A 20,621-nucleotide genomic window follows, 5' to 3' on the forward strand; every position below is an offset into this window, starting at 1 on the left:
GGTTCAGGACACCAGCGGCGTCACCAGTGCCAGCGCGCCCAGCGACAGGAGATAGGATATCAGCGCCACGGCAAAGGCCTTGCCCAGTCCCGATTCCAGGTGACGCCGGAACCAGAGGGTCTGCACGACCAGATAGACGGGGATCGCGGTCAGCACGATCACGGACCCCACCAGCGTGGTCGCATCCCAATGCAGGCGGATCAGCGTTGCCGAAAAGCTGAATACCAGCGCGAACGCCGCCGCCGCATAGCATTGTGCGTAGAACGGCATTTTCAGCGAGCTGCGGTTGATCTTGGTCCCTTTCGCGACCAGCAGCGCGGTTGCCGTCACCAGCGGAAACGCCGCGAAGCACACCAGCCGGAACAGCACCAGATTGGTATCGGTCTGCAACAGCCGCGACAGGCCGTTATCCGCCGGGATCGGCGGCGCGCTGCCGAACACCGCCAGCTCGATTCCGTGCGCCAGCAGCACCGACAGCAACAGGAACAGCGGTGGGCTGAGCACATCGGGATATTGCTGCTCGGGCGCGTCCGACAATTCGCTGTCGGCATAATCCATCATCCTGACCGGATGCCGCACCACCCGCCCCAGCGTGACCGGATAAAACACGCCCCAGCTCATCACTTCATAGAGCAGGTCGTCCAACTGCCGGAAGAATTGCAGAAATATCATGCCGCCCCCCGCTTCGAAGCCCGAAGCCTAACCCGACGGCGGATAAAGTATAGGGGGGTGCTTCAGTCCTCGACCGCCATCAGCACCTGGCCCGCAAAGCGTTCGTCGCCGGGGTTCCACACGCTGCTGGTGAAGAAATCCTGCTCGGTCGGCGCCAGATCGACCAGTCCGTCGAGCTTGAACGCCCCGATCTTTTCCTCGCGCGGCTTTACGCCGTCGCGGGTGATGGTCGCCGCCGCGACATAATAGGATTCGTGCCGCTGGAACAGCGCATGCGGGGCAAGCACCACCGTTCCGCCATTGTAGGTCGCGGTCACACAGCGCTTCTTGACGATGGCTTCCAGAACAATCGGGGCGGCGCTCATGGTTCGGGTCGATGCTTTCGGTCTGGCGGAATGTCTGCCAATATAGCGCCGATGCTGCATCGCAACAAGCGAGAGCCGCTCGGCGTCCGCCGCATCGCTCATTTTTCTCCGCCGCACCGCATGACAAGTTCGCGCGGCTGTGCCTATGCTCGCCGTCATGGCGCTCGACATCACCAATACGGCCCTCAGCGACACGCTCGTCATCCTCGGCGCGGCGGGGCTCGTCATCCCCGCCTTTGCCCGGTTCAAGATTTCGCCGGTGATCGGGTTCATCCTTGTCGGCGCGCTGGTCGGGCCGTTCGGATTGGGTGCCATGATCGACGAGCTTCCCTGGCTCTATTACGTGACCATCACCGAGCCGGAATCGATCGCGCCCTTCGCCGAATTCGGCATCGTCCTGCTGCTGTTCACGGTCGGGCTCGAATTGTCGTTCCGGCGATTATGGACGATGCGAACCCTGGTGTTCGGGGTAGGCGCGGCGCAACTTATAAGCGGTGCGGTGTTGCTGGCACTAGGATTGTGGGCGATCGGCCAGCCGCTTGCAGGCGCGGTCGGGCTCGGCCTCGCGCTTACCCTGTCCTCTACCGGACTGGTGCTGCCGATGACCGGTACGACCAGCGCAATCGGACGCCCGACCTTTGCGATGCTGCTGGCGGAGGATCTTGCGCTGGTGCCTATCATCATCCTGCTCGGCGCACTGGCCCCGTCGGCCAGCGATGCGGGGTGGGAGGGGCTGGCCGGCATCCTGTTGCGCGGCGGCATCGTCATCGCCCTGCTGCTGGTGGCGGGCCGGTTCGTGCTGCCCCGCCTGTTCGCCCAGGCCGCGCGGACCAAGAGCCCGGAGCTGTTCATGGCCGCCGCGCTGCTGGTGGTGATCGTCGCCAGCCTCGCCACCGCCGCTGCGGGCCTGTCGCCGATCGTCGGCGCGCTGATCGCGGGCATCGTCATCGCCGAAACCGAATATGGCAGCGAGGTCGAAGCGACGATCGAACCGTTCAAGGGGCTGGCGCTCGGCATCTTCCTGTTGTCGGTCGGCATGATGCTCGATCTGCGCATGATCCTCGAATATTGGCCGCAATTGCTGGGCGCGGTGCTGGCCGTCATCGCGATCAAGACCCTGGTGGTGTTCCTGCTGCTGCGCGCGACCGGCGTGCGGCGCGGTATGGCGGCGGAAATCGGCGTGCTGATGTCCAGTCCGTCCGAACTGACCATCGTCGTGCTGGGCACCGCCGCTGCCGCGCAGCTCATCATGCCGTCGACCGCCGCCTTCTGGACGACCGTCACCGCGATCGGCCTGACGATCACCCCGCTGCTTGCCAAGGCCGGCCGGATCATCGCCCGCCGGATCGAGGGACAGGCGATGGCGGACGACCATCACGCGCTCCCCGACAGCGACGGCCCCGGCACGGTCATCATCGGCTTTGGCCGGGTCGGGCGGCTGGTCGCCGACATGCTGCGCGCGCACGACAAGCCGTTCGTGGCGGTCGATGCCGATCCCGATACCGTGGCAGAGGCGCGGGCACAGGGCTATCCGATCCGCTTCGGCGACATCGCGCGGCCCGACGTGATCGACCATCTGCGGCTGGGCCACGCCGATGCGCTGATCCTGACGATGGACGATCCGGTGCTGAGCATTCGCGTCACCCGCCGCGTCCGCAACTGGGTGCCCGCACTGCCCATCGTCGCGCGCGCCCGCGACAGTCGCCACGCCGCCGAACTCTATCGCGCGGGCGCGACCGATGCCGTCCCCGAAACACTCGAAAGCTCGCTGCAATTGTCGGAGGCCGTGCTGGTCGATCTAGGCGTCGCGATGGGTCCGGTCATCGCCTCGATCCACGAAAAGCGCGACGAAATGCGCCGGCAGATCAAGGCGGACGCCGAAATGGAACGCGAACCGAGATTGCGGCGGTTGAGGAAAGCGGAAGCGGAGGGGTAAAGCCGAGCGTTAGGGTTGGGCAGCTTCCTGCCTTGCCCAAAAACCGTCATCCCCTCATCGGGGAAGGCTCAGGCCTCTGCCGTCACCCCCGCCAGCACCCCACGAACCGCGTCGATCGCCGCGGCACCCTGGTCACCATCCGGCCCGCCGCCCTGCGCCATGTCCGGCCGACCGCCGCCGCCCTGCCCGCCAAGCGCGGCTACGCCGGCCTTGACCAGATCGACCGCGCTCACCCGCTCGACCAGATCGCCGGTCACGCCGACCGCCACCGAAGCGCGACCTTCGTTGACCGCGACCAACGCCGCAACCCCCGACCCGACCCGCTGCTTCATCTCGTCGACCGCACCGCGCAGCCCCTTGGGGTCCAGCCCGTCCACGACCTGCCCCAGAAACGCGACGCCGCCGACATCCTCCGGCCCGGCGGCAGGCGCAGAACCTCCGCCGCCCATCGCCAGTGCCTTCTTCGCCTCGGCCAGTTCGCGCTCCAGCCGACGCCGTTCTTCGACCAGTTGGATCACACGAGCAGGCACTTCGTCCGGCGCCGATTTCAGCGCCGCCGCCGCCTCGCGCAGCCGTTCGTCGCGCTGGTTCAGCCATTGCCGCGCCGCCTCTCCGGTCAGCGCCTCGATCCGGCGCACGCCCGACGACACTGCGCTTTCCGACACGATCTTGAACAGCGCAATGTCGCCCAGCGCGTTGACATGGGTGCCGCCGCACAGTTCGACCGAGTAATGCTTGTCGGTCAGCGCGCCCATCGACAGCACGCGGACCTCATCGCCATATTTCTCGCCGAACAGCGCCAGCGCGCCCGCCGCGACCGCATCGTCGGGCGTCATCAGCCGTGTCGTCACATCCTCGTTGCCGCGGATTTCGCGGTTCACATCGGCCTCGATTCCGGCGATCTCGTCGGCGGTCAGCGCCGACGGATGCGAGAAGTCGAACCGCAAGCGGTCGGGTGCGACCAGGCTGCCCTTCTGGCTGACATGCGCGCCCAGCCGCTCGCGCAGCGCCGCGTGCAGCAAGTGCGTGGCGCTATGGTTGGCGCGCACTTGGTCGCGCCGCGCGACGTCGATCGCCAGATGCACGGTATCGCCCACCGCAATCGAGCCGCTCTCGATCCGGGCATGGTGCGCGTGCAGCCGCCCCAGCGGCTTCGACGTATCTTCGACGGCCGCGCGCAGCCCCTTGTCGGTGGAAATCACGCCCGCGTCGCCCATCTGGCCGCCGCTTTCGCCGTAGAAGGGCGTCTGGTTGGTCAGCACGATCACCTCGCCGCCGTCCACGCTGTCGACCCGCACGCCGTCCTTGACCAAAGCGACCACCTGGCCCTCGCCCTCGGACGCGGTATAGCCGGTGAATTCGGTGCCGCCGACCGCATCGGCGATGTCGAACCACACATCGTCGGACGCCTTCGCCCCCGACCCTTTCCACGCCGCGCGCGCCGCCGCCTTCTGCTCGGCCATCGCCGCGTCGAAGCCTTCGCGATCGACCGACAGGCCCTGCGCCCGCAACGCATCCTCGGTCAGGTCATAGGGAAAGCCGAACGTGTCATAGAGTTTGAACGCGGTCGCACCCGGCAGGGTCGCGCCCTCGCCCATCCCCGCCGTCGCTTCGTCCAGCAGGCGAAGCCCGTTCGACAGCGTCTGGCGGAACCGCGTTTCCTCTTGCAGCAACGTCGCCTCGATCAGCGGCTGCGCGCGGACCAGATCGGGATAGGCCCCGCCCATCTCGGCGACCAGTGCAGGCACCATCCGGTGCATCAACGGGTCTTTCGCCCCCAGCAGATGCGCGTGCCGCATCGCCCGGCGCATGATCCGCCGCAGCACGTAACCGCGCCCTTCATTGGCGGGCAGCACGCCGTCGGCGACCAGAAACCCTGCCGAACGCAGATGGTCGGCGATCACGCGGTGGCTCGCCTGATTGTCGCCTGTGGTCGCCGATCCGGTCAGCGCGCCGCTTTCGGCAATCAGCGCCTTGAACGTATCGGTATCGTAATTGTCGTGCACGCCCTGCAGCACCGCCGCGACCCGCTCCAGTCCCATGCCGGTGTCGATGCTGGGGCGCGGCAGGTCGCCGACGATCTCGTCCGCTTCCTGCAGGAACTGCATGAAGACGAGGTTCCAGATCTCGACGAAACGGTCGCCATCCTCGTCCGGCGAACCCGGCGGGCCACCAAAGATGTGGTCGCCATGATCGTAGAAGATTTCCGAACATGGTCCGCACGGTCCGTCCGACCCCATCGCCCAGAAATTGTCCTTGGTCGCGATGCGGATGATGCGCGCTTCGGGCAGCCCGGCAATCTTCTTCCACAGATCGAACGCCTGATCGTCGGTGTGATAGACCGTCGCGGTCAGCTTGTTCGGGTCGAGCCCCCATTCCCTGGTCAGCAGCGTCCAGGCATGGGTGATCGCCTGTTCCTTGAAATAATCGCCGAACGAGAAATTGCCGAGCATCTCGAAAAAGGTATGATGCCGCGCGGTATAGCCGACATTGTCGAGATCGTTGTGCTTGCCCCCGGCGCGCACGCATTTCTGGCTCGATGTCGCGGTGGTATAGGGACGGCTTTCGAGCCCGGTGAAGACGTTCTTGAACGGCACCATCCCCGCATTGACGAACATCAGCGTCGGATCATTGTGCGGCACCAGCGGCGCGGACGGCACGCGCGCATGGCCCTGGCCTTCGAAATAATCGAGGAAGCTGCGGCGAATGTCGTTGGTCGATGTCATATCCGCGATCTAGTGCGGCGGCGGCGCTGGCTCAAGCGGAATGGCGTGGATGGGGCGTTGAAGAAGACTTGCTCGCACGAAGGCGCAAAGGCGCGAAGCAGAGTCGGTTCACGCGGAGGCGCGTAAACGCGGTCGTTTCGCTTTTTGCCGCGTAGCGGCTGAACATACTCCGAGCATTTTGCGCGCGATATGAAGGCCGCTATCGCGGCAGAACAAACTTCCTCCGCTTCTCCGCGCGGCCGCATGAACTGCAACTTTCGTCTACTGTCTCTTTGTGCCTTTGTGCGAGCGAATCCATCTTCAAACCGCATCCATCGCGGGCTGCGGCTGCGAGAAATAGCGCGCCCCCGCGTCGGTCATGTAGAAACAATCCTCGATCCGCACCCCGAACTTGCCCGGCAGATACAGCCCCGGTTCGTTGGAAAAACACATGCCCGGCGCCAGCGGCGTCGTCTCTCCGCGCACCAGGTTGATCGGCTCATGCCCGTCTAGGCCGATGCCGTGGCCGGTGCGGTGCGACAGGCCGGGCAAATCATAGTCGGGGCCATAGCCGATCGATTCGTAATAGGCGCGCACCGCATCATCCACCGCCCCCGCCGGCATCCCGACCTTCGCCGCCGCGAAGGCCACCGCCTGCCCCTGCCTCATCTGCTGCCAGACGCGCGCGACTTCGGGCTTCGGTCGCCCGACGACGAAGGTCCGCGACACATCGGCCTGATACCCCTCGACCGTGCAGCCGCAGTCCATCAGCACCACCCCGCCCTCGACCACCTTTTGCGGCTGGTCGCTGCCATGCGGGTAAGCGGCGGCCTCGTTCAGCAGCACCAGCGCGAACTGCGGAACGCCGCCCAGCGTCCGCGTCGCGTCGTTCATGATGCCCTGGATTTCGTTCGCCTCCATCCCGACGCGTATCCGCGACAGGGTGTGGCGATAGGCGGCGATCGTCACGTCGGTCGCATGTTGCATCAGCGCGATTTCGGACGCCGACTTGATCATGCGTTGCGCGCGGACGACGGGATCGGCGGAGACGATCTGCGCGCCCGGCATCGCCTGGCGCAGGCCATCGGCGATGAAAAAGCGGACGGTTTCCTCGATGCCGATGCGCCCCCCGGTGATGCCCCGCTCTTTCAGGAAAGCCGCAACAACGGCGAAGGGATTTTCATGTTCCTGCCAGACGCGGACCTCGGCCTTGATCCCCAGCCGTTCGAGCGCGGTGGGCCGCTCGAAGAACGGGGTGATGACGGCGGGCGCGCCGGTCGCCGGGATGACCAGCCCGGTCAGTCGCTCGCTGCGGCCCCAGCGCATCCCGGCATAATAGATCAGGCTGGTCCCCGCCTCGACCAGCACCGCGGCGATGCCGTTCGCCCGCATCAGCGCCTGCGCACGGGTGATGCGGGCCAGACGCTCGGCAGGCGTGATCGGCACCGCATCGCCGGTGATGCGGCGTAGCGGCACGTCCTGCGCCACCGCCGCTACCGACTTGGCCAGCAACGGCAGCGCGACGCCCGCGCCGAGCCCCGCACCGATCAGGGTCCGTCTTGCGATCATGCCCGCGGCGGCGGTCCTTCGACCGCAACCGCCTCTGCCGTGCGATATTCGGGCTCGCCCGCCGACACGACGGTCGCCAGCACAAGGTCGCCACTGACGTTCAGCGTCGTGCGGCACATATCGAGAAAGCGGTCGACGCCCAGCACCAGGCCGATGGCCTCCGGCGGCACCCCCACCATGCCCAGGATCAGTGCGACCACCGGCAGCGACCCGGCTGGCACGCCAGCGGTGCCGATGCCCCCCAGGATGCAGACCAGCATCACCGTGAACTGCTGCGCCAGCGTCAATTCGATTCCGAAGAACTGCGCCAGGAACAGCACCGTCACCCCTTCGAACATCGCAGTACCGTTCTGGTTCGCAGTCGCGCCGATGGTGAGCACAAAGCGCGCGACCTTCGGCGGCAGCTTCAGCTCGCGGTCGGCGACGCGCAGCGCGGTCGGCAATGTGGCGTTCGACGACGCGGTCGAAAACGCCATCACGGTCGCTTCCTGCGTCTGGCGGAAAAACGCGATCGGCGATTTCTTCGCAAAGAAAATGAGCATCAGCGGAAAGATGATGAACATCTGCGCACCCAGCGCCGCCAGCACCACCCCGACAAAGGCCGACAGCCGGATCAGCAGATCCCAGCCGAACAGCGCCGACAGGTTGAACATGAAACAGAATACCGCGACCGGCGCCATTTTGATGACGATGCCGATCAGCTTCATCGACACTTCGAACACGCCTTCGATCCCGCGCTTCAACAGGTCGACCTCGGGGCGGTCGGTCAGGACGATGCCGATGCCGAAGAACAGGGCGAAGAACATGACGGCGAGAATGTCGTTGTTCGACATCGCCGCGAACACATTGTTGGGGACGATCGCGAGCAGCGCGTCCATGCCGCTCGGCGTATCGGCGCTGCGCGACAGGATCGCACCCGCGCCTTCGCGCGCGTCGGCCAGCATCGCCTGAGCCATTGCCGGATCGACCCCATCGCCGGGCCGCAGGATGTTCACGAAGAACAGCGAGATCGCGACCGCGATGGTGGAGGCAAAGATGGTGAGCGCCAGCGTGCGAAGCCCGACGCGCTTCAACGACCGGATTTCGCCCATCTCGGCGATGCCCACGACCAGCGCGGAGAACAGCAGCGGGATCACCAGCATGAACAGCAGGCGCAGGAACAGCTGACCGATGGGGCCGGTGACGTTGGAGGTCACCCATTCGACCCAGGGCGCATCGGCGACGCTGGCATGAACGATAAGCCCTGCGATCAGCCCTAGCGCGAAGCCGATCAGCATCTGCATTTGCAGCGTCAGACCGCGCCTTTCCGTCGCCTTTTCAATCCCGTCCATTCACGTCCCCCGACTCGCGCTCACCGGCGCTTCGACCCCTCACGCATAGGCATAGGGCCCACCCTTGGCGAGGGCCGCCTGATAGGCTGCGCGCGCATGGATTTTCTCCAGCCAGGCGATGGTCGCGGGACGTGTTTCGTCGAGGCCGCCACGCGCGCACGCGGCCTCGAGCGGAAAGCTCATCATGATGTCGGCCGCCGTCATCTCGTCGCCAGCGAACCACGGGCGCTGCGACAATTCGGATTCGATATAGTCGAGATGGACGTCGATCATCGGTTGCAGCTTTTTTTGCGCCGCCTTGCCCAGAATCGGGATGCGCGCGAGCACCAGCTTCACCAGCAACGGCGGCATCAGCGATCCTTCGGCATAATGCAGCCAGAAGCGCCAGCGCCGGGCATTGTCGCGGTGCGACGGGGGGCCGAGGCGTCCATTGCCGCGCTCGACCAGATATTCGACGATCGCGCCCGTCTCGGCGATCACCGCGCCGTCATCCTCGATCACCGGCGATTTGCCGAGCGGATGGACGCGGCGAAGTTCGGACGGCGCGAGCATCGTGACCTTGTTCCGCTCATAGCGCTTGACCGTATAGGGCAGCCCCAGTTCCTCGAGCATCCACAGCACGCGCTGCGACCGCGAATTTTCGAGATGGTGGACGGTGATCGTCATGCGAATGCTCCCCAAAGGCGTCGTTGTTGCCGGGATGACATATTCGTGCGCGGCGGGCGAGTGGGTTGGTGAGGCGAAAGGCAGGAAGATAGTTCGCGCAAAGACGCGAAGGCGCGAAGCGGGTGGTTCATGCGGAGGTGCTGCGCGCGGACGAGGAGCAGGAGGGGTTTTCACATAGAGGCGCAGAGAGAAGAATGCTGTCGTGAAACGGCTTTCCCGATGCGAGTCCTGTGCTGGTGAGCGAAGATTCTCGAAGCCGCTCCGCGCTCCGCGCTCCGCAGCAACATAATCAACTTTCTCTGCGCCTCATTCATGTCCTGCGCCTCCGCGCAAAAACCCCTTCCCCTTACTCTTCGCGCCTTCGCGTGAACGACGCTTTTCCTATCCCGAAAAACAAGAAAGGCGGGAAGAGCCGTCGCTCTCCCCGCCTGTTCCAACTTCTTCGCTTCGAACGACGACCAGCGCTTACGCGTCGTCGTCCTCCGCATCCGGTCCGGTCATCATTTCCTCGGCGACCTTCTCGGTGCGTGCGCGGATCGCCTTTTCGAGCTTGTCGCACAGCTCGGTATTTTCCTTGAGGAACGTCTTGGCGTTCTCGCGGCCCTGACCGATGCGGATGCTGTCATAGGAGAACCAGGCGCCGGCCTTTTCGACCAGGCCAGCCTTGACGCCCAGGTCGAGGATTTCGCCGATCTTCGACACGCCTTCGCCGTACATGATGTCGAATTCGACCTGTTTGAACGGCGGGGCGACCTTGTTCTTCACCACCTTCACGCGCGTCGAATTGCCGACCACATCGTCGCGGTCCTTGATCGCGCCGGTGCGACGGATGTCGAGGCGAACCGAGGCGTAGAATTTGAGCGCGTTCCCACCGGTCGTGGTTTCCGGATTGCCATACATCACGCCGATCTTCATGCGGAGCTGGTTGATGAAGATCACCATGCAGCGCGAGCGGCTGATCGACCCGGTCAGCTTGCGCAAGCTCTGCGACATCAGGCGCGCCTGCAAGCCCACATGGCTGTCGCCCATTTCACCCTCGATTTCGGCGCGGGGCACGAGGGCGGCGACCGAATCGACGACCAGCACGTCGATCGCGTTCGAGCGCACCAGCGTATCGACGATCTCCAGCGCCTGTTCGCCGGTATCGGGCTGCGACACGATCAGCTCGTCGATGTTGACGCCCAGTTTCTTGGCATAGACGGGATCGAGCGCATGTTCGGCATCGACGAACGCCGCCGTGCCGCCGGTCTTTTGCGCCTCGGCGATGACGTGCAGCGCCAGCGTCGTCTTGCCCGAGCTTTCGGGGCCGTAGATTTCGATCACGCGACCGCGCGGCAGACCGCCGACCCCGAGCGCGATGTCGAGCCCGAGCGAGCCGGTCGAGATCGCCTCGACCTGCATGGTTTCCTTCGAACCCAGCTTCATCGCCGAGCCCTTGCCGAACGCGCGGTCGATCTGCGCGAGTGCGGCGTCGAGCGCCTTTTGCCGGTCGGTGGTCGCTGCCATTTGTCCGTCGATTACCTTTAGGGATGCCGCCATTTTGTGTCTCCGGATGCGTAGAGGAAGACGATCACGCGTTCAACGTGATTGGCGGTGTATATGATTTGTTCTTGCGGAACAAGAGGGGAACTTTACGCCCGCTCTTTTCCTCTTCGGGAGCCTAAAGCGACCCGAGCGCCTTTTCGACCGCGTCCATCGTGAACGGCTTGGCGAGCGTCGGGCGGTCGCGGTGATCGGCGGCGATGGTGTCGCCCGATCCGCCGGTCGCGAACACGAACGGCACACCTGCCTCGGCCAGCTTGTCGGCGATCGGGAAGCTCTGCTCGCCGCCGCGCAGATTGACGTCGAGGATCGCGGCATCGATGCCGCCGGCCTCGATCACTGACAATGCGCCATCGACGCTGTCGGCGGAGCCGGCAACCTTGTGGCCGAGGATGTCGATGAAATCTTCGAGCATCATCGCGATCAGGGGTTCGTCCTCAACGATGAGGATATTCTGCTGGTTACTCATGCGCGGCGGTATTTGGCACGAAGCGGAACCTTCGCCAAGCCTCATTTCGCGTTCAGAACGTCTCGCGCGGCTTCGGCAAGTTGCTGGACCGAAAAGGGTTTCGGCAGAAATTCGACATTGTCGAGGTCGATCGAGCGGCGCAACTGCTCCTCGGCATAGCCCGACATGAACAGGACCGGCAGGTCGGGATAGCGTTTCCTTACCTGCGCGACCATCGTCGGGCCGTCCATGATCGGCATGACCACGTCCGAAATGAGCAGGTCGGGCCGCGTCCCCTGCTCCAGCCATTCGAGTGCGGCCTCGCCATGTTCGGCGGTGACTACGCTATACCCCTGACGCGACAGCGCGCGTTCGGCAACGGCACGCACCATATCCTCGTCCTCGACCAGCAGGATCGTGCCGGTGCCCCAGACCGCACCCGTCGCCACGCGAACGGTGTGGACGGGCTTTACCGGGGTGTCGACCGCCGAATGGACGGGGAAATAGATGGTGAAGCGCGCGCCGCCCCCGTTCACGTTTTCGGCAAAGATGTATCCGCCCGACTGTTTGACGATGCCATAGACGGTGGAAAGCCCCAACCCGGTGCCCTTTCCGACTTCCTTGGTGGTATAGAAGGGCTCGAAAATCTTGGGCAGCGCGTCGGGCGGAATGCCGGTGCCGGTGTCGGTCACGATCAGCGCGGTGTAATCGCCCAGCGGCAGCACGTCGTCGGCCATGTCGCGCACCGTGGTCGCTGCCAGCGAACAGGTTTCGATCGTCAGCGTGCCGCCGCCGCTGGGGTTCTTGGTCAGCATCGCATCGCGCGCATTGACCGACAGATTGACGATCACCTGTTCGAGCTGCCCCGGATCGGCGCGAACCGACCCCAGCCCGCGGCCATGCTTGACCTCCAGCTTGACGGTTTCGCCGAGCAGGCGTTTCAGCAGGTTCGACACTTCGGAAATCACGTCGGGCAATTGCAGCACTTGCGGGCGCAAGGTCTGTTGCCGCGAAAAGGCGAGCAATTGCCGGGTCAGGCTGGCGGCGCGATTCGAATTGGCGCGGATCTGCTGGATGTCGTCATAATCGCTGTCGCCGGGCGAATGGCGCATCAGCATCAGGTCGCAATGCCCGATGATCGCGGTCAGGATGTTGTTGAAGTCGTGCGCGACCCCGCCCGCAAGCTGGCCGACCGCCTGCATCTTGGTGGCCTGCGCGACCTGGCGCTTCAGTCGGGTTTCCTCGCCCTTGTCATGGATCGACAGCAGCACGGCGGCTTCGCCCAAGCCCCGCGCGCCCGCGATCGTCACGTTGACGGTCTCGTCCGGGTGATGCTTCAGCCGGATCGCCATGTCGGCGGCATGCGCGGCGCCATTGGCGAAGCGGCGGATCGCATCGCTCAACGCCGCCTTGTCCTCGCGCACCACCAGATCGCCGGGATAGAGCGGCGGACGCTTCGCATCGATCGTCGCCGCGCGGAAGAACGCGTCGTTCATGTGCAGGAACCGGCCTTCGCGATCGACCAGCGCGAGCGGCGCGGGCAGCAGCGAGATCAGCCCGCGGACATGCGCGGCGGCATCGCTGTCCAGCACCGGGGCGGCGACGCGTTCCTCGTCGTCGATCAGCGCGACCAGCATCGGCGCGGTGTCGCCCGCGACGAACGGAAGTTGCAGCAGGCGCAGCGGATTGCCCGCATCGCCTTCGCGATCGAAGCGGATCAGCCCGGCGCTGTCGGTGCGCAGGAACTGGCCGAACTCGCGGCCCTCCATCGCCGCTTCGCTGTGGCCCATCGCGCGCGTGCGGAACACGCGATTGGCGGCGCGGATGCGTCCGTCGGGGGTCAGCGTCACCGCCATCACCCCCGCGCCGCCCAGCCGGTCGCCGGTCTCCGCGCCGATCAGCCGCTCGACCTCGGCCGCGACATCGACCGTCTCGCGCGTCTCGAATCGCCAGACGAGCATCTCGTCGCCCGCGCGCGCGATCGTCACGGCCAGCGTACGGCCATTATGGTCGATGCTCCCGGCGTCCCCCTCACCGTCGCGCCACGCCGCGCGGCCCGCACGCGCCAGCGCCGCCGCCGCGACATCGCCGACCGGCAGGCCGGGCGGCGCGGGATAGCCCGGAAACAGCCGCGCGAACGCATCGTTGGCGCACACGAACCGCCCGGCGCGGTCGGTCACCGCCAGCGCGTGCGGGCTCGCCTGCGCCAGCGCGCGGGCGACCGACCAGTCGACCTCGACCGGTTCGGCATCGCGGGCAGCGCCGATCCGCGCATAGAGAAAGAACGCCACCCCAATCAGCAGCCCCGCGCCGACGAACCCGGTCGCCACCGCCCGGTCGCCGATCAGCAGCAACACCGCCAGCGCGACCGCCAGCCCCACCGACCCGGCGATCATCACCGGCGCATGGGCGTTGGTCCGTGCAAGGCGCGTCAGCGTTGAATCGGGAGCGGAAGCCATCGCGCGGTGGTGGAACCCGGCGCGGGCGGCGTCAAGGCGGAGGGGATGTCATGCACCTCAAGCTGCGCCATCAAGCCGTCCGTCCTGAAGAGGGGCTTCGGCTTCGCCAAATGGCTACTCAGGACAAACGGATGCGATTAAAACAGGAGCGAGCAGCCCGACCGGACCGCCCGCCCCCATGCCTTACCAGATGCGGATGCGGTCCGCGGGCGCGAGGTACAGCGGCGCGCCCTGTTCGATGTCGAAGCCTTCATACCAGGGATCGAGGTTGCGAACGATCCACGCACGCTGGCGCGACGGCGAGTGCGGCGCGGTCAGCATCCGCTGGCGCAAATCCGCCTCGCGATAGTTGCGGCGCCAGATCTGCGCCCAGCCGAGGTAGAAACGCTGCTGCGCGTTGAAGCCATCGATCACCGGCGCCGGACGCCCGCCGAGCGAGGTCTGATACGCATCCCACGCCGCGGTCAGCCCGGCAAGGTCGGCGATGTTTTCACCCAGCGCGCGCTGGCCATCGACGTTCAGACCCGGCAGGCCTTCATAGGCGTTATACTGATCCACAAGCTGCTTGGTGCGGGCGTTGAACCGCTCCATGTCCTGCGGCGTCCACCAGTCGGCCAGCCGCCCGGTGGGATCGTATTTGCTGCCTTGATCGTCGAAATGATGGCTGATCTCGTGTCCGATCACCGCGCCGATGCCGCCATAGTTGATCGCATCGTCGGCATTGGGATCGAAGAAGGGCGGCTGCAGGATCGCCGCCGGGAACACGATTTCGTTCGCGGGCGGATAGGCATAGGCGTTGACCGTCATCGGGGTCATCAGCCATTCCCATTGGTAGATGGGCTTGCCGAGCTTGGCGAGGTTGTAGGCATGTTCCCACTGGTTGGCGCGCAGCGCGTTTCCAAACGCATCGTCGCGGCGCATTTCCAGCGTCGAATAATCGCGCCACTGGTCGGGATAGCCGATCTTGGCGGTAAAGGCGGCGAGCTTGGTGCGCGCCTTCGCCTTGGTTTCCGGCGCCATCCAGTCGAGATTATCGATCCGCCGGCCCATCGCGTCGGTGACGTTCTTGACCAGCCGGTCGGCCGCCGCCTTGGTTTCGGGCGGGAAATATTTGGCGACGTAGCGCTTCGACACTTCGTCGGCGACCGCGCCCGAGGTGAAGTTCGCGGCGCGCTTCCAGCGTTCCTCCTGCTGCGGGGTGCCCGACAGGGTGGTGCCGTAGAAGGCGAAATTCTCCTGGTCGAACGCAGTCGGCAGGACCGAGGCATAGCTGCGCAGCGAACGCAGCAGCATCTGGTCGCGCAGCACCGCGACGGGTGCGGCCTGAATCGCGGCCGCGGTGCCGGTGAAGGCGGACGGCTGGGCGACGATCACGTCGGTCACATTCGCGCCCGACGCGCGCAGCATCGTCGCGAAGTCGAAGCCGGGGGCGAGCTTCTGGAGCTGCGCCACCGTCATCTTGTTATAGGTCTTGTTGGCGTCGCGGCTTTCGGTGCGAGTCCAGTGCGCACGGGCAATCCGGGTTTCGTAATCGAGAACGGCTCTGGCCCGCGCTTCGGCATTGGGTTCGCCCGCCAGCGTCAGCATCCGCGCCATGTGCGCGACATAGGCGTTCTTGGTCTCGACCATCTTGGCGTCGGTCGACAGATAATAATCGCGGTCGGGCAGGCCCAGCCCCGACTGGCCCATCTGCAACGCATATTGATCGGGCTGCTTGTCGTCGATCGAGACATAGGCGCCGAACGGCCCGCCGACGCCATTCTTCGCCGCTTCGGCGACCAGCGCGGCATAGCCGGACTTGTCGTTCAGCCCCTTCACGCGGTTCAGCCAGGGCTGGACGGGCGCAAGCCCCTTCGCCTCGATCGCCGCCGTGTCGAGATAGGCGGCATAGGCGTTGCCGATCTGCGAATTGGGGTTGGCGCGTTCGGCCTCAAGGATGCCGCGCGTGCGTTCCAGCGACAGGTCGGCGAGCACGGTGAACATGCCGTAATTCGACTTGTCGTCGGGGATCGGCGTGTTCCGTTCCCACGCGCCGTTGGCGTAATTGTAGAAATCGGTGCCCGGCGCGACCGATTTGTCCATGCCGGCCGTGTCGAAGCCGAAGCTGCCGATTTCCGGCGTGCCACGGCTGGCGGGCGCTTCGGCGGTTTCGGTGCCCATCGGTGCCGTCGCGCACCCGGCGACCAGCCCGGTGCCCGCCAGCAAGGCGGATAGAAGGATCGAACGACGCATGTTTGCCCACTCCTGAAACGATTGATCGCCGCTGTCTTAGCGCGATCATACGCCGGATCAAGGCCGGGCGACACGGTATCGGCTCACGACGAACGACAAACAACACTCGTCCCGCTGATCCCGCGAAGGCGGGAATGACGAGATTCGTGGCTCAAGCGCGTTTCCACGCGCCTATGGAGGCCCACAAGCCGCCGCCATCAGCCCTTCGGTCGGTGCATTCGCTTGTTTCGGCGCCGCCATTTGTTGGCGATAAACAGCCGCCAGCCGATCGCGCTGACCGCATAGCCGAGCGCCGCGCCGACGACCGCCAGGAACAGCAGCCCGACGATGGTCGCCGGACCGGCTTCGGCCATGAACCAGTGGACCCAGTTGGGGTCGCTCGCGACCTGGGTCATCGGCTGGCCGGGGATTTCCGCATCCCAGCGCAGCAGCCACCGCCCGACCCGATAGGCGATCACCCAGACGATCGGCGTCGTCGCCGGATTGGTGATGAAGGTGGTCGCCGCCGCCGCCGGAATATTGGCGCGCAGCGGCAGCGCAAAGGCGGCGGCTGCCGGAATCTGTGCGATCGGGATGATGACGCCCGCCACCATGCCAAGCGCGACGCCGCGCGGCACCGAGCGGCGGGTAAAGCGCCATAATTCGGGCGCGAGCACGCGGTGCGCGATCGGGCGGAGCCATTTGTTCCGCTCCATCTGCTCGCGCGTCGGCATCTGCCGCTGGATCCAGCGGATGACGCGCATGCCGAATTGCTTGTCGTCCGCCACGCGCTCAGCCGCGATCGCGCAGGAGCCGCTGCTTGTCGCGGTTCCAGTCGCGTTCCTTGATCGTGTCGCGCTTGTCATGGACCTTCTTGCCCTTGGCGAGTGCGAGTTCGACCTTGGCCCGCCCGCGACCGTTGAAATAAATCGACAGCGGCACCAGCGTCATCCCCTCGCGCGCGACCGCACCGTGGAGCTTGTTTATCTCACGCGCATGAAGGAGCAGTTTACGCGGCCTTTTGGGTTCGTGGTTGAACCGGTTGCCGTGGCTGAATTCGGGTATGTTGGCATTGACCAGCCACACCGCCTCGTCGCGCACCTCGGCATAGGCCTCGGCGATCGACCCTTCGCCGAAGCGCAGCGACTTCACTTCGGTCCCCGACAACGCGATCCCCGCTTCGAATTTCTGTTCGATGAAATAATCGAAACGCGCGCGCCGGTTTTCGGCGACGGTCTTCACTTTGTCGAAGGTTTCGGGGCGCGGACGGGACATTGTTCCGCGCGAGATAGGGGTTGCGGGCGCGAAAGGGAAGCACCCGCCTTTGTCATACCTCCGCAATATTTTTGCAGCGCGGCAGACTTTTGTGCGGCGCATTGGCCGTGCGACTCGAACCGGGGACAACGACAATGAAGATGACACCGATCGCCGCCGCCCTGCTAGCCAGCACCGCCTTTGCCGCCCCCGCCCTCGCCCAGTCTGCGGCGCAGGAAAACGATCAGGGCGCCGGCGTCGCCGACGTCACCGAAATCGTCGTGACCGCGCAGAAGATCGAACAGCGCCTGGTCGATGTGCCGATCACCATTTCGGCGGTCACGGGTGCGCGCATTGCCGAACTCGGCGTGTCCGATCTGGACGAGCTGTCCAACTATATCCCCGGCCTCAACATCCAGGAACAGAGCGCCAACAACCCCGGCGTCGTCATTCGCGGCATCACGTCGGATTCGGGATCGGCCCAGCAAGGCGCGCGCGTCTCGCTCTATTATAACGGCGTCGACATCTCGCGCTCGCGTGGTTCCTATCAGGCGATCTACGATCTGGAACGCGTCGAGGTCATCAAGGGGCCGCAGGCGACCCTGTTCGGCACCGCAAGCGCCGTCGGCGCGATCAGCCTGACCTCGGCCCGCCCGCGCGAAGGCTTTTCGGGCGCGCTCACCGGTGGCTACGGCAATTTCGACCAGACGCTTGTATCGGGTTTCCTGAACGCAGGCAGCGACACGCTGGCAGGCCGCGTCGCATTCGAATGGCGCCAGCGCGACGGCTATGTCGAGAATCTCTCGAACGTTCAGGACGACCTCTACGCACAGGACCAGTTGGGCGTGCGCGCGTCGCTTCGCTGGACGCCCACCGACGCGATCATGGTCGATCTGATCGGCACCTATGACCGCCAGCGCAACAGCGGCACGCCGTTCATCTCGCGCGCGCTGGGCACCGAGGATGGCCCCGGCAATCCGTTCGGGCGCGCGCATCTGGGCGGGTCGCCGCTCTCGGCCAGCGTGTTGGGCAAGGAAAAACTCGGGCTGGACCGCGACGTTTACGACATCAACCTGACCGCATCCTATGAATTCGCGCCGGGCCTGACCTTCACCACCGTCAACGGCTATCGCGAGTTCGACAGTCTGGAGACGTTCGACGCCGACGGGTCGGCCGCCTGGTATCTGGAATTCGCCGAACTCGCGACCGGCTGGCAGGCCAGCCACGAAGGCCGTTTTGACTATTCCGACCCCAATTGGCGCGCGTCGTTCGGGTGGAACGTGTTCGTCGAAGAGGGCAGGCAGAACGTGCCCTTCTCCTCGGAGGAAGGCATTTTCATCCAGTGCCTGACCAATGCCTTCGCGGGAGCTGGAATCGTTCCCCCCGGCTGCATCAATGCCGCCGGGGTGGTCACCGCGGCACAGGTCACGCCCGCCATCACTGGCGGCGCGCTCGCCGCAATCCCGTATCAATCGGTGTTCGAGAATCAGGGCGAGAATGACAGCTATTCGATGTTCGCCGACGCGACCTGGATTCCGACGCCTGCGGTCGAAATCACCGGCGGCGTTCGCTTCCTGATCGAACAGCGCAAATCGGGCTATTTTGCCGACGTCCCGGTGCCCGTTCTGCCGGGCCTGCTGCCCGCCGAGTTCCGGGCACCGTTGCTGGCCGCCCTCCCCAACCTCGCGTTATCGCTGATTCCCGGCCAGATCGACACCGGCGGTCGTACCTTCACGGCGCAGCGCAGCTATCAGGCGATACTGCCACGCTTCAACATCCTCTATCGCCTAACCCCTTCGACCAACGTCTTCGCGACCGTCTCCAAGGGCCGCCGCTCGCCGGTCGTATCGCTCAACGCCGCGCGCGTCGGCGGGGTGACGGTGCCCAACCGCAGCCTGATCGACGAGGAAACCGTCTGGAACTACGAAGTCGGACTGAAGGGCGCGACCGGCATCCTGTCGGGGTCGCTGGGTGTCTATTACCAGAAATATGACGGGTTTCAGGTAACGGTGGTCGGATCGGACGGCGTCGCCCGCACCCAGAGCGCGGGCACCGCCAGCAATCTGGGCGTCGAGGCCGAACTGACACTGCGCCCGACCGACTGGCTGAGCATCTTCGGCAATGTCGGCTATATCGACGGCGGCATCGACGAAGACAACAGCTTCGCCCCGCAATTCTCGGGCGCGCGCTTCCGTCTGCAACCCGAATGGCAGGCGGCGGCAGGCTTCACCATCGACGCGCCGCTGGGTGGCGGCGCGCGCTTCTTCGCCACCCCCAGCGTCACGCATCGCAGCCGCATCTTCTTCGAAGTGCCCAACAACAACGCGATCTCGCAAGGCCCGGTGACCTTGGTCAACGCCCGCGCGGGCGTCAGCTTCGCCGACGAGGCGTTCGAAGTCGCAGGCTTCATCCGCAACGCCTTCGACGAGGATTATTTGCTGGACGCAGGCAATACCGGCGGCGGCTTCGGCATCCCGACCTTCATCCCCGGCGAACCGCGTTTCTACGGCGTGACCGCGACGATGCGCTTCGGGAACCGGTAAGGGGCACCGGGCGGGCGTGGCGCTTGCCACGCCCACCGACCTCAGATCAGAGTCGCCCGCCCCATCGCCGCATCCACCGCAGCCCGGCTGGGCTCCCCCGCCGCCGTCATCGGCAAACGTAGGTCGGTCGGGAAACCCTCAAGCACCTTGCCCACCGCATATTTGACCGGCCCCGGCGAGGCGTCGGTGAACAGCGCGATGTGCAGCGCGAACAGGCGATCATGGAGGTCGAGCGCCTTTGCCCAGTCGCCACTCGCGCACGCCGCCTGGAAATCGGCGCACAGACGCGGCGCGACGTTCGCGGTGACCGAGATGCACCCCACCCCGCCGGTCGCGTTGAAGGCGAGCGCCAGTTCGTCATTGCCCGATAGCTGCACGAAATCCGGCCCGCATTCGGCGCGCGTGGCGGACACGCGGTGGATCTGGCCGGTTGCGTCCTTGATGCCGATGACGCTGGGGAATGCCTTGGCGATGCGGGCTACCGTCTCCACCGCCATGTCGGTGACCGTGCGGCCGGGGACGTTGTAGAGGACGATCGGCAAGTCGCTCGCGGCGACCACGGCTTCGAAATGGCGGAAGATGCCTTCCTGATTGGGTCGGTTGTAATAGGGCGGGACCATCAGCGCGGCCGACGCCCCGGCATCCTTGGCCGCACGGATGTTGTCGCACGCGACGCGCGTATCGTTCGACCCTGCCCCCGCGATCACCGGCACGCGGCCCTCGGCCTGTTCGACGGCGACCCGCACGACACGGAAATGCTCGTCCGCCGACAGCGTCGCCGCCTCCCCGGTCGTGCCGCACGCGACCAATGCCGACGATCCCTGTTCGATCTGCCAGTCGACGAATTTGCGGAAATCGCTCTCCGCAAACGCGCCGTTACGGAACGGCGTAATCAGCGCCGGGATCGAACCAGAGAACAT

General features: G+C 65.5%; 15 protein-coding genes. 2 read left to right on the forward strand and 13 right to left on the reverse strand.

The window, feature by feature from the left end:
- Positions 1-3: 3 nt before the first annotated feature.
- Both ACX0GZ_RS02120 and ACX0GZ_RS02125 read right to left on the reverse strand, forming a co-directional pair.
- Positions 4-672 (reverse strand): hypothetical protein, encoded by a 669-nt coding sequence (locus ACX0GZ_RS02120; protein ID WP_458812869.1) that lies wholly within the window; start codon positions 670-672, stop codon positions 4-6.
- Positions 673-734: 62 nt separating this feature from the next.
- Complete coding sequence (locus ACX0GZ_RS02125) at positions 735-1,037, reverse strand: WYL domain-containing protein (RefSeq protein WP_458812871.1); 303 nt, start codon at positions 1,035-1,037, stop codon at positions 735-737.
- A 157-nt stretch (positions 1,038-1,194) separates the two neighbouring features.
- Here ACX0GZ_RS02125 and ACX0GZ_RS02130 point away from each other — a divergent pair, with 157 nt between their 5' ends.
- Positions 1,195-2,973: a cation:proton antiporter domain-containing protein gene (locus ACX0GZ_RS02130; RefSeq protein ID WP_458812873.1), complete on the forward strand. Its 1,779-nt coding sequence runs from the start codon at positions 1,195-1,197 to the stop codon at positions 2,971-2,973.
- Between the two features lie 68 nt (positions 2,974-3,041).
- Here ACX0GZ_RS02130 and alaS read toward each other — a convergent pair whose 3' ends face one another.
- From alaS to smpB, 10 genes are all read right to left on the reverse strand, one after another.
- Entirely contained in the window at positions 3,042-5,699 is a 2,658-nt protein-coding gene (alaS, locus tag ACX0GZ_RS02135) for an alanine--tRNA ligase (RefSeq protein ID WP_458812875.1), read from the reverse strand.
- Between the two features lie 300 nt (positions 5,700-5,999).
- Entirely contained in the window at positions 6,000-7,247 is a 1,248-nt protein-coding gene (locus tag ACX0GZ_RS02140) for a M24 family metallopeptidase (protein ID WP_458812877.1), read from the reverse strand.
- Positions 7,244-8,578, reverse strand: a complete 1,335-nt coding sequence (locus tag ACX0GZ_RS02145; RefSeq protein ID WP_458812879.1) for a dicarboxylate/amino acid:cation symporter — start codon at positions 8,576-8,578, stop codon at positions 7,244-7,246. The genes ACX0GZ_RS02140 and ACX0GZ_RS02145 overlap by 4 nt, the downstream gene beginning before the upstream one ends.
- Positions 8,579-8,617: 39 nt before the next feature.
- Positions 8,618-9,244 (reverse strand): glutathione S-transferase family protein, encoded by a 627-nt coding sequence (locus ACX0GZ_RS02150; protein WP_458812881.1) that lies wholly within the window; start codon positions 9,242-9,244, stop codon positions 8,618-8,620.
- 465 nt (positions 9,245-9,709) lie between these two features.
- The gene (recA, locus tag ACX0GZ_RS02155; protein ID WP_458812883.1) at positions 9,710-10,783 is read right to left on the reverse strand and encodes a recombinase RecA; all 1,074 of its coding nucleotides are present in this window, start codon (positions 10,781-10,783) and stop codon (positions 9,710-9,712) included.
- Between the two features lie 121 nt (positions 10,784-10,904).
- Positions 10,905-11,255 (reverse strand): response regulator, encoded by a 351-nt coding sequence (locus tag ACX0GZ_RS02160; protein WP_458812885.1) that lies wholly within the window; start codon positions 11,253-11,255, stop codon positions 10,905-10,907.
- 41 nt (positions 11,256-11,296) lie between these two features.
- On the reverse strand, positions 11,297-13,693 hold the full coding sequence (locus ACX0GZ_RS02165; protein WP_458812887.1) for a hybrid sensor histidine kinase/response regulator: 2,397 nt from the start codon (positions 13,691-13,693) through the stop codon (positions 11,297-11,299).
- 183 nt (positions 13,694-13,876) lie between these two features.
- Positions 13,877-15,925: a M13 family metallopeptidase gene (locus tag ACX0GZ_RS02170; RefSeq protein ID WP_458812889.1), complete on the reverse strand. Its 2,049-nt coding sequence runs from the start codon at positions 15,923-15,925 to the stop codon at positions 13,877-13,879.
- A 197-nt stretch (positions 15,926-16,122) separates the two neighbouring features.
- A complete protein-coding gene (locus ACX0GZ_RS02175) occupies positions 16,123-16,668 on the reverse strand; it encodes a DUF2062 domain-containing protein (protein ID WP_458813288.1) in 546 nt (181 codons plus the stop codon).
- 28 nt (positions 16,669-16,696) lie between these two features.
- Positions 16,697-17,179 carry an SsrA-binding protein SmpB gene (gene smpB / locus ACX0GZ_RS02180; protein WP_458812891.1) on the reverse strand — a complete coding sequence of 161 codons (483 nt, stop codon included), beginning with the start codon at positions 17,177-17,179 and terminating at the stop codon, positions 16,697-16,699.
- Positions 17,180-17,319: 140 nt separating this feature from the next.
- Here smpB and ACX0GZ_RS02185 point away from each other — a divergent pair, with 140 nt between their 5' ends.
- Positions 17,320-19,701 (forward strand): TonB-dependent receptor, encoded by a 2,382-nt coding sequence (locus ACX0GZ_RS02185; RefSeq protein ID WP_458813290.1) that lies wholly within the window; start codon positions 17,320-17,322, stop codon positions 19,699-19,701.
- Positions 19,702-19,742: 41 nt separating this feature from the next.
- Here ACX0GZ_RS02185 and dapA read toward each other — a convergent pair whose 3' ends face one another.
- Positions 19,743-20,621, reverse strand: a complete 879-nt coding sequence (dapA, locus tag ACX0GZ_RS02190) for a 4-hydroxy-tetrahydrodipicolinate synthase (protein WP_458812893.1) — start codon at positions 20,619-20,621, stop codon at positions 19,743-19,745.

Source organism: Sphingomonas aestuarii (assembly GCF_054457155.1).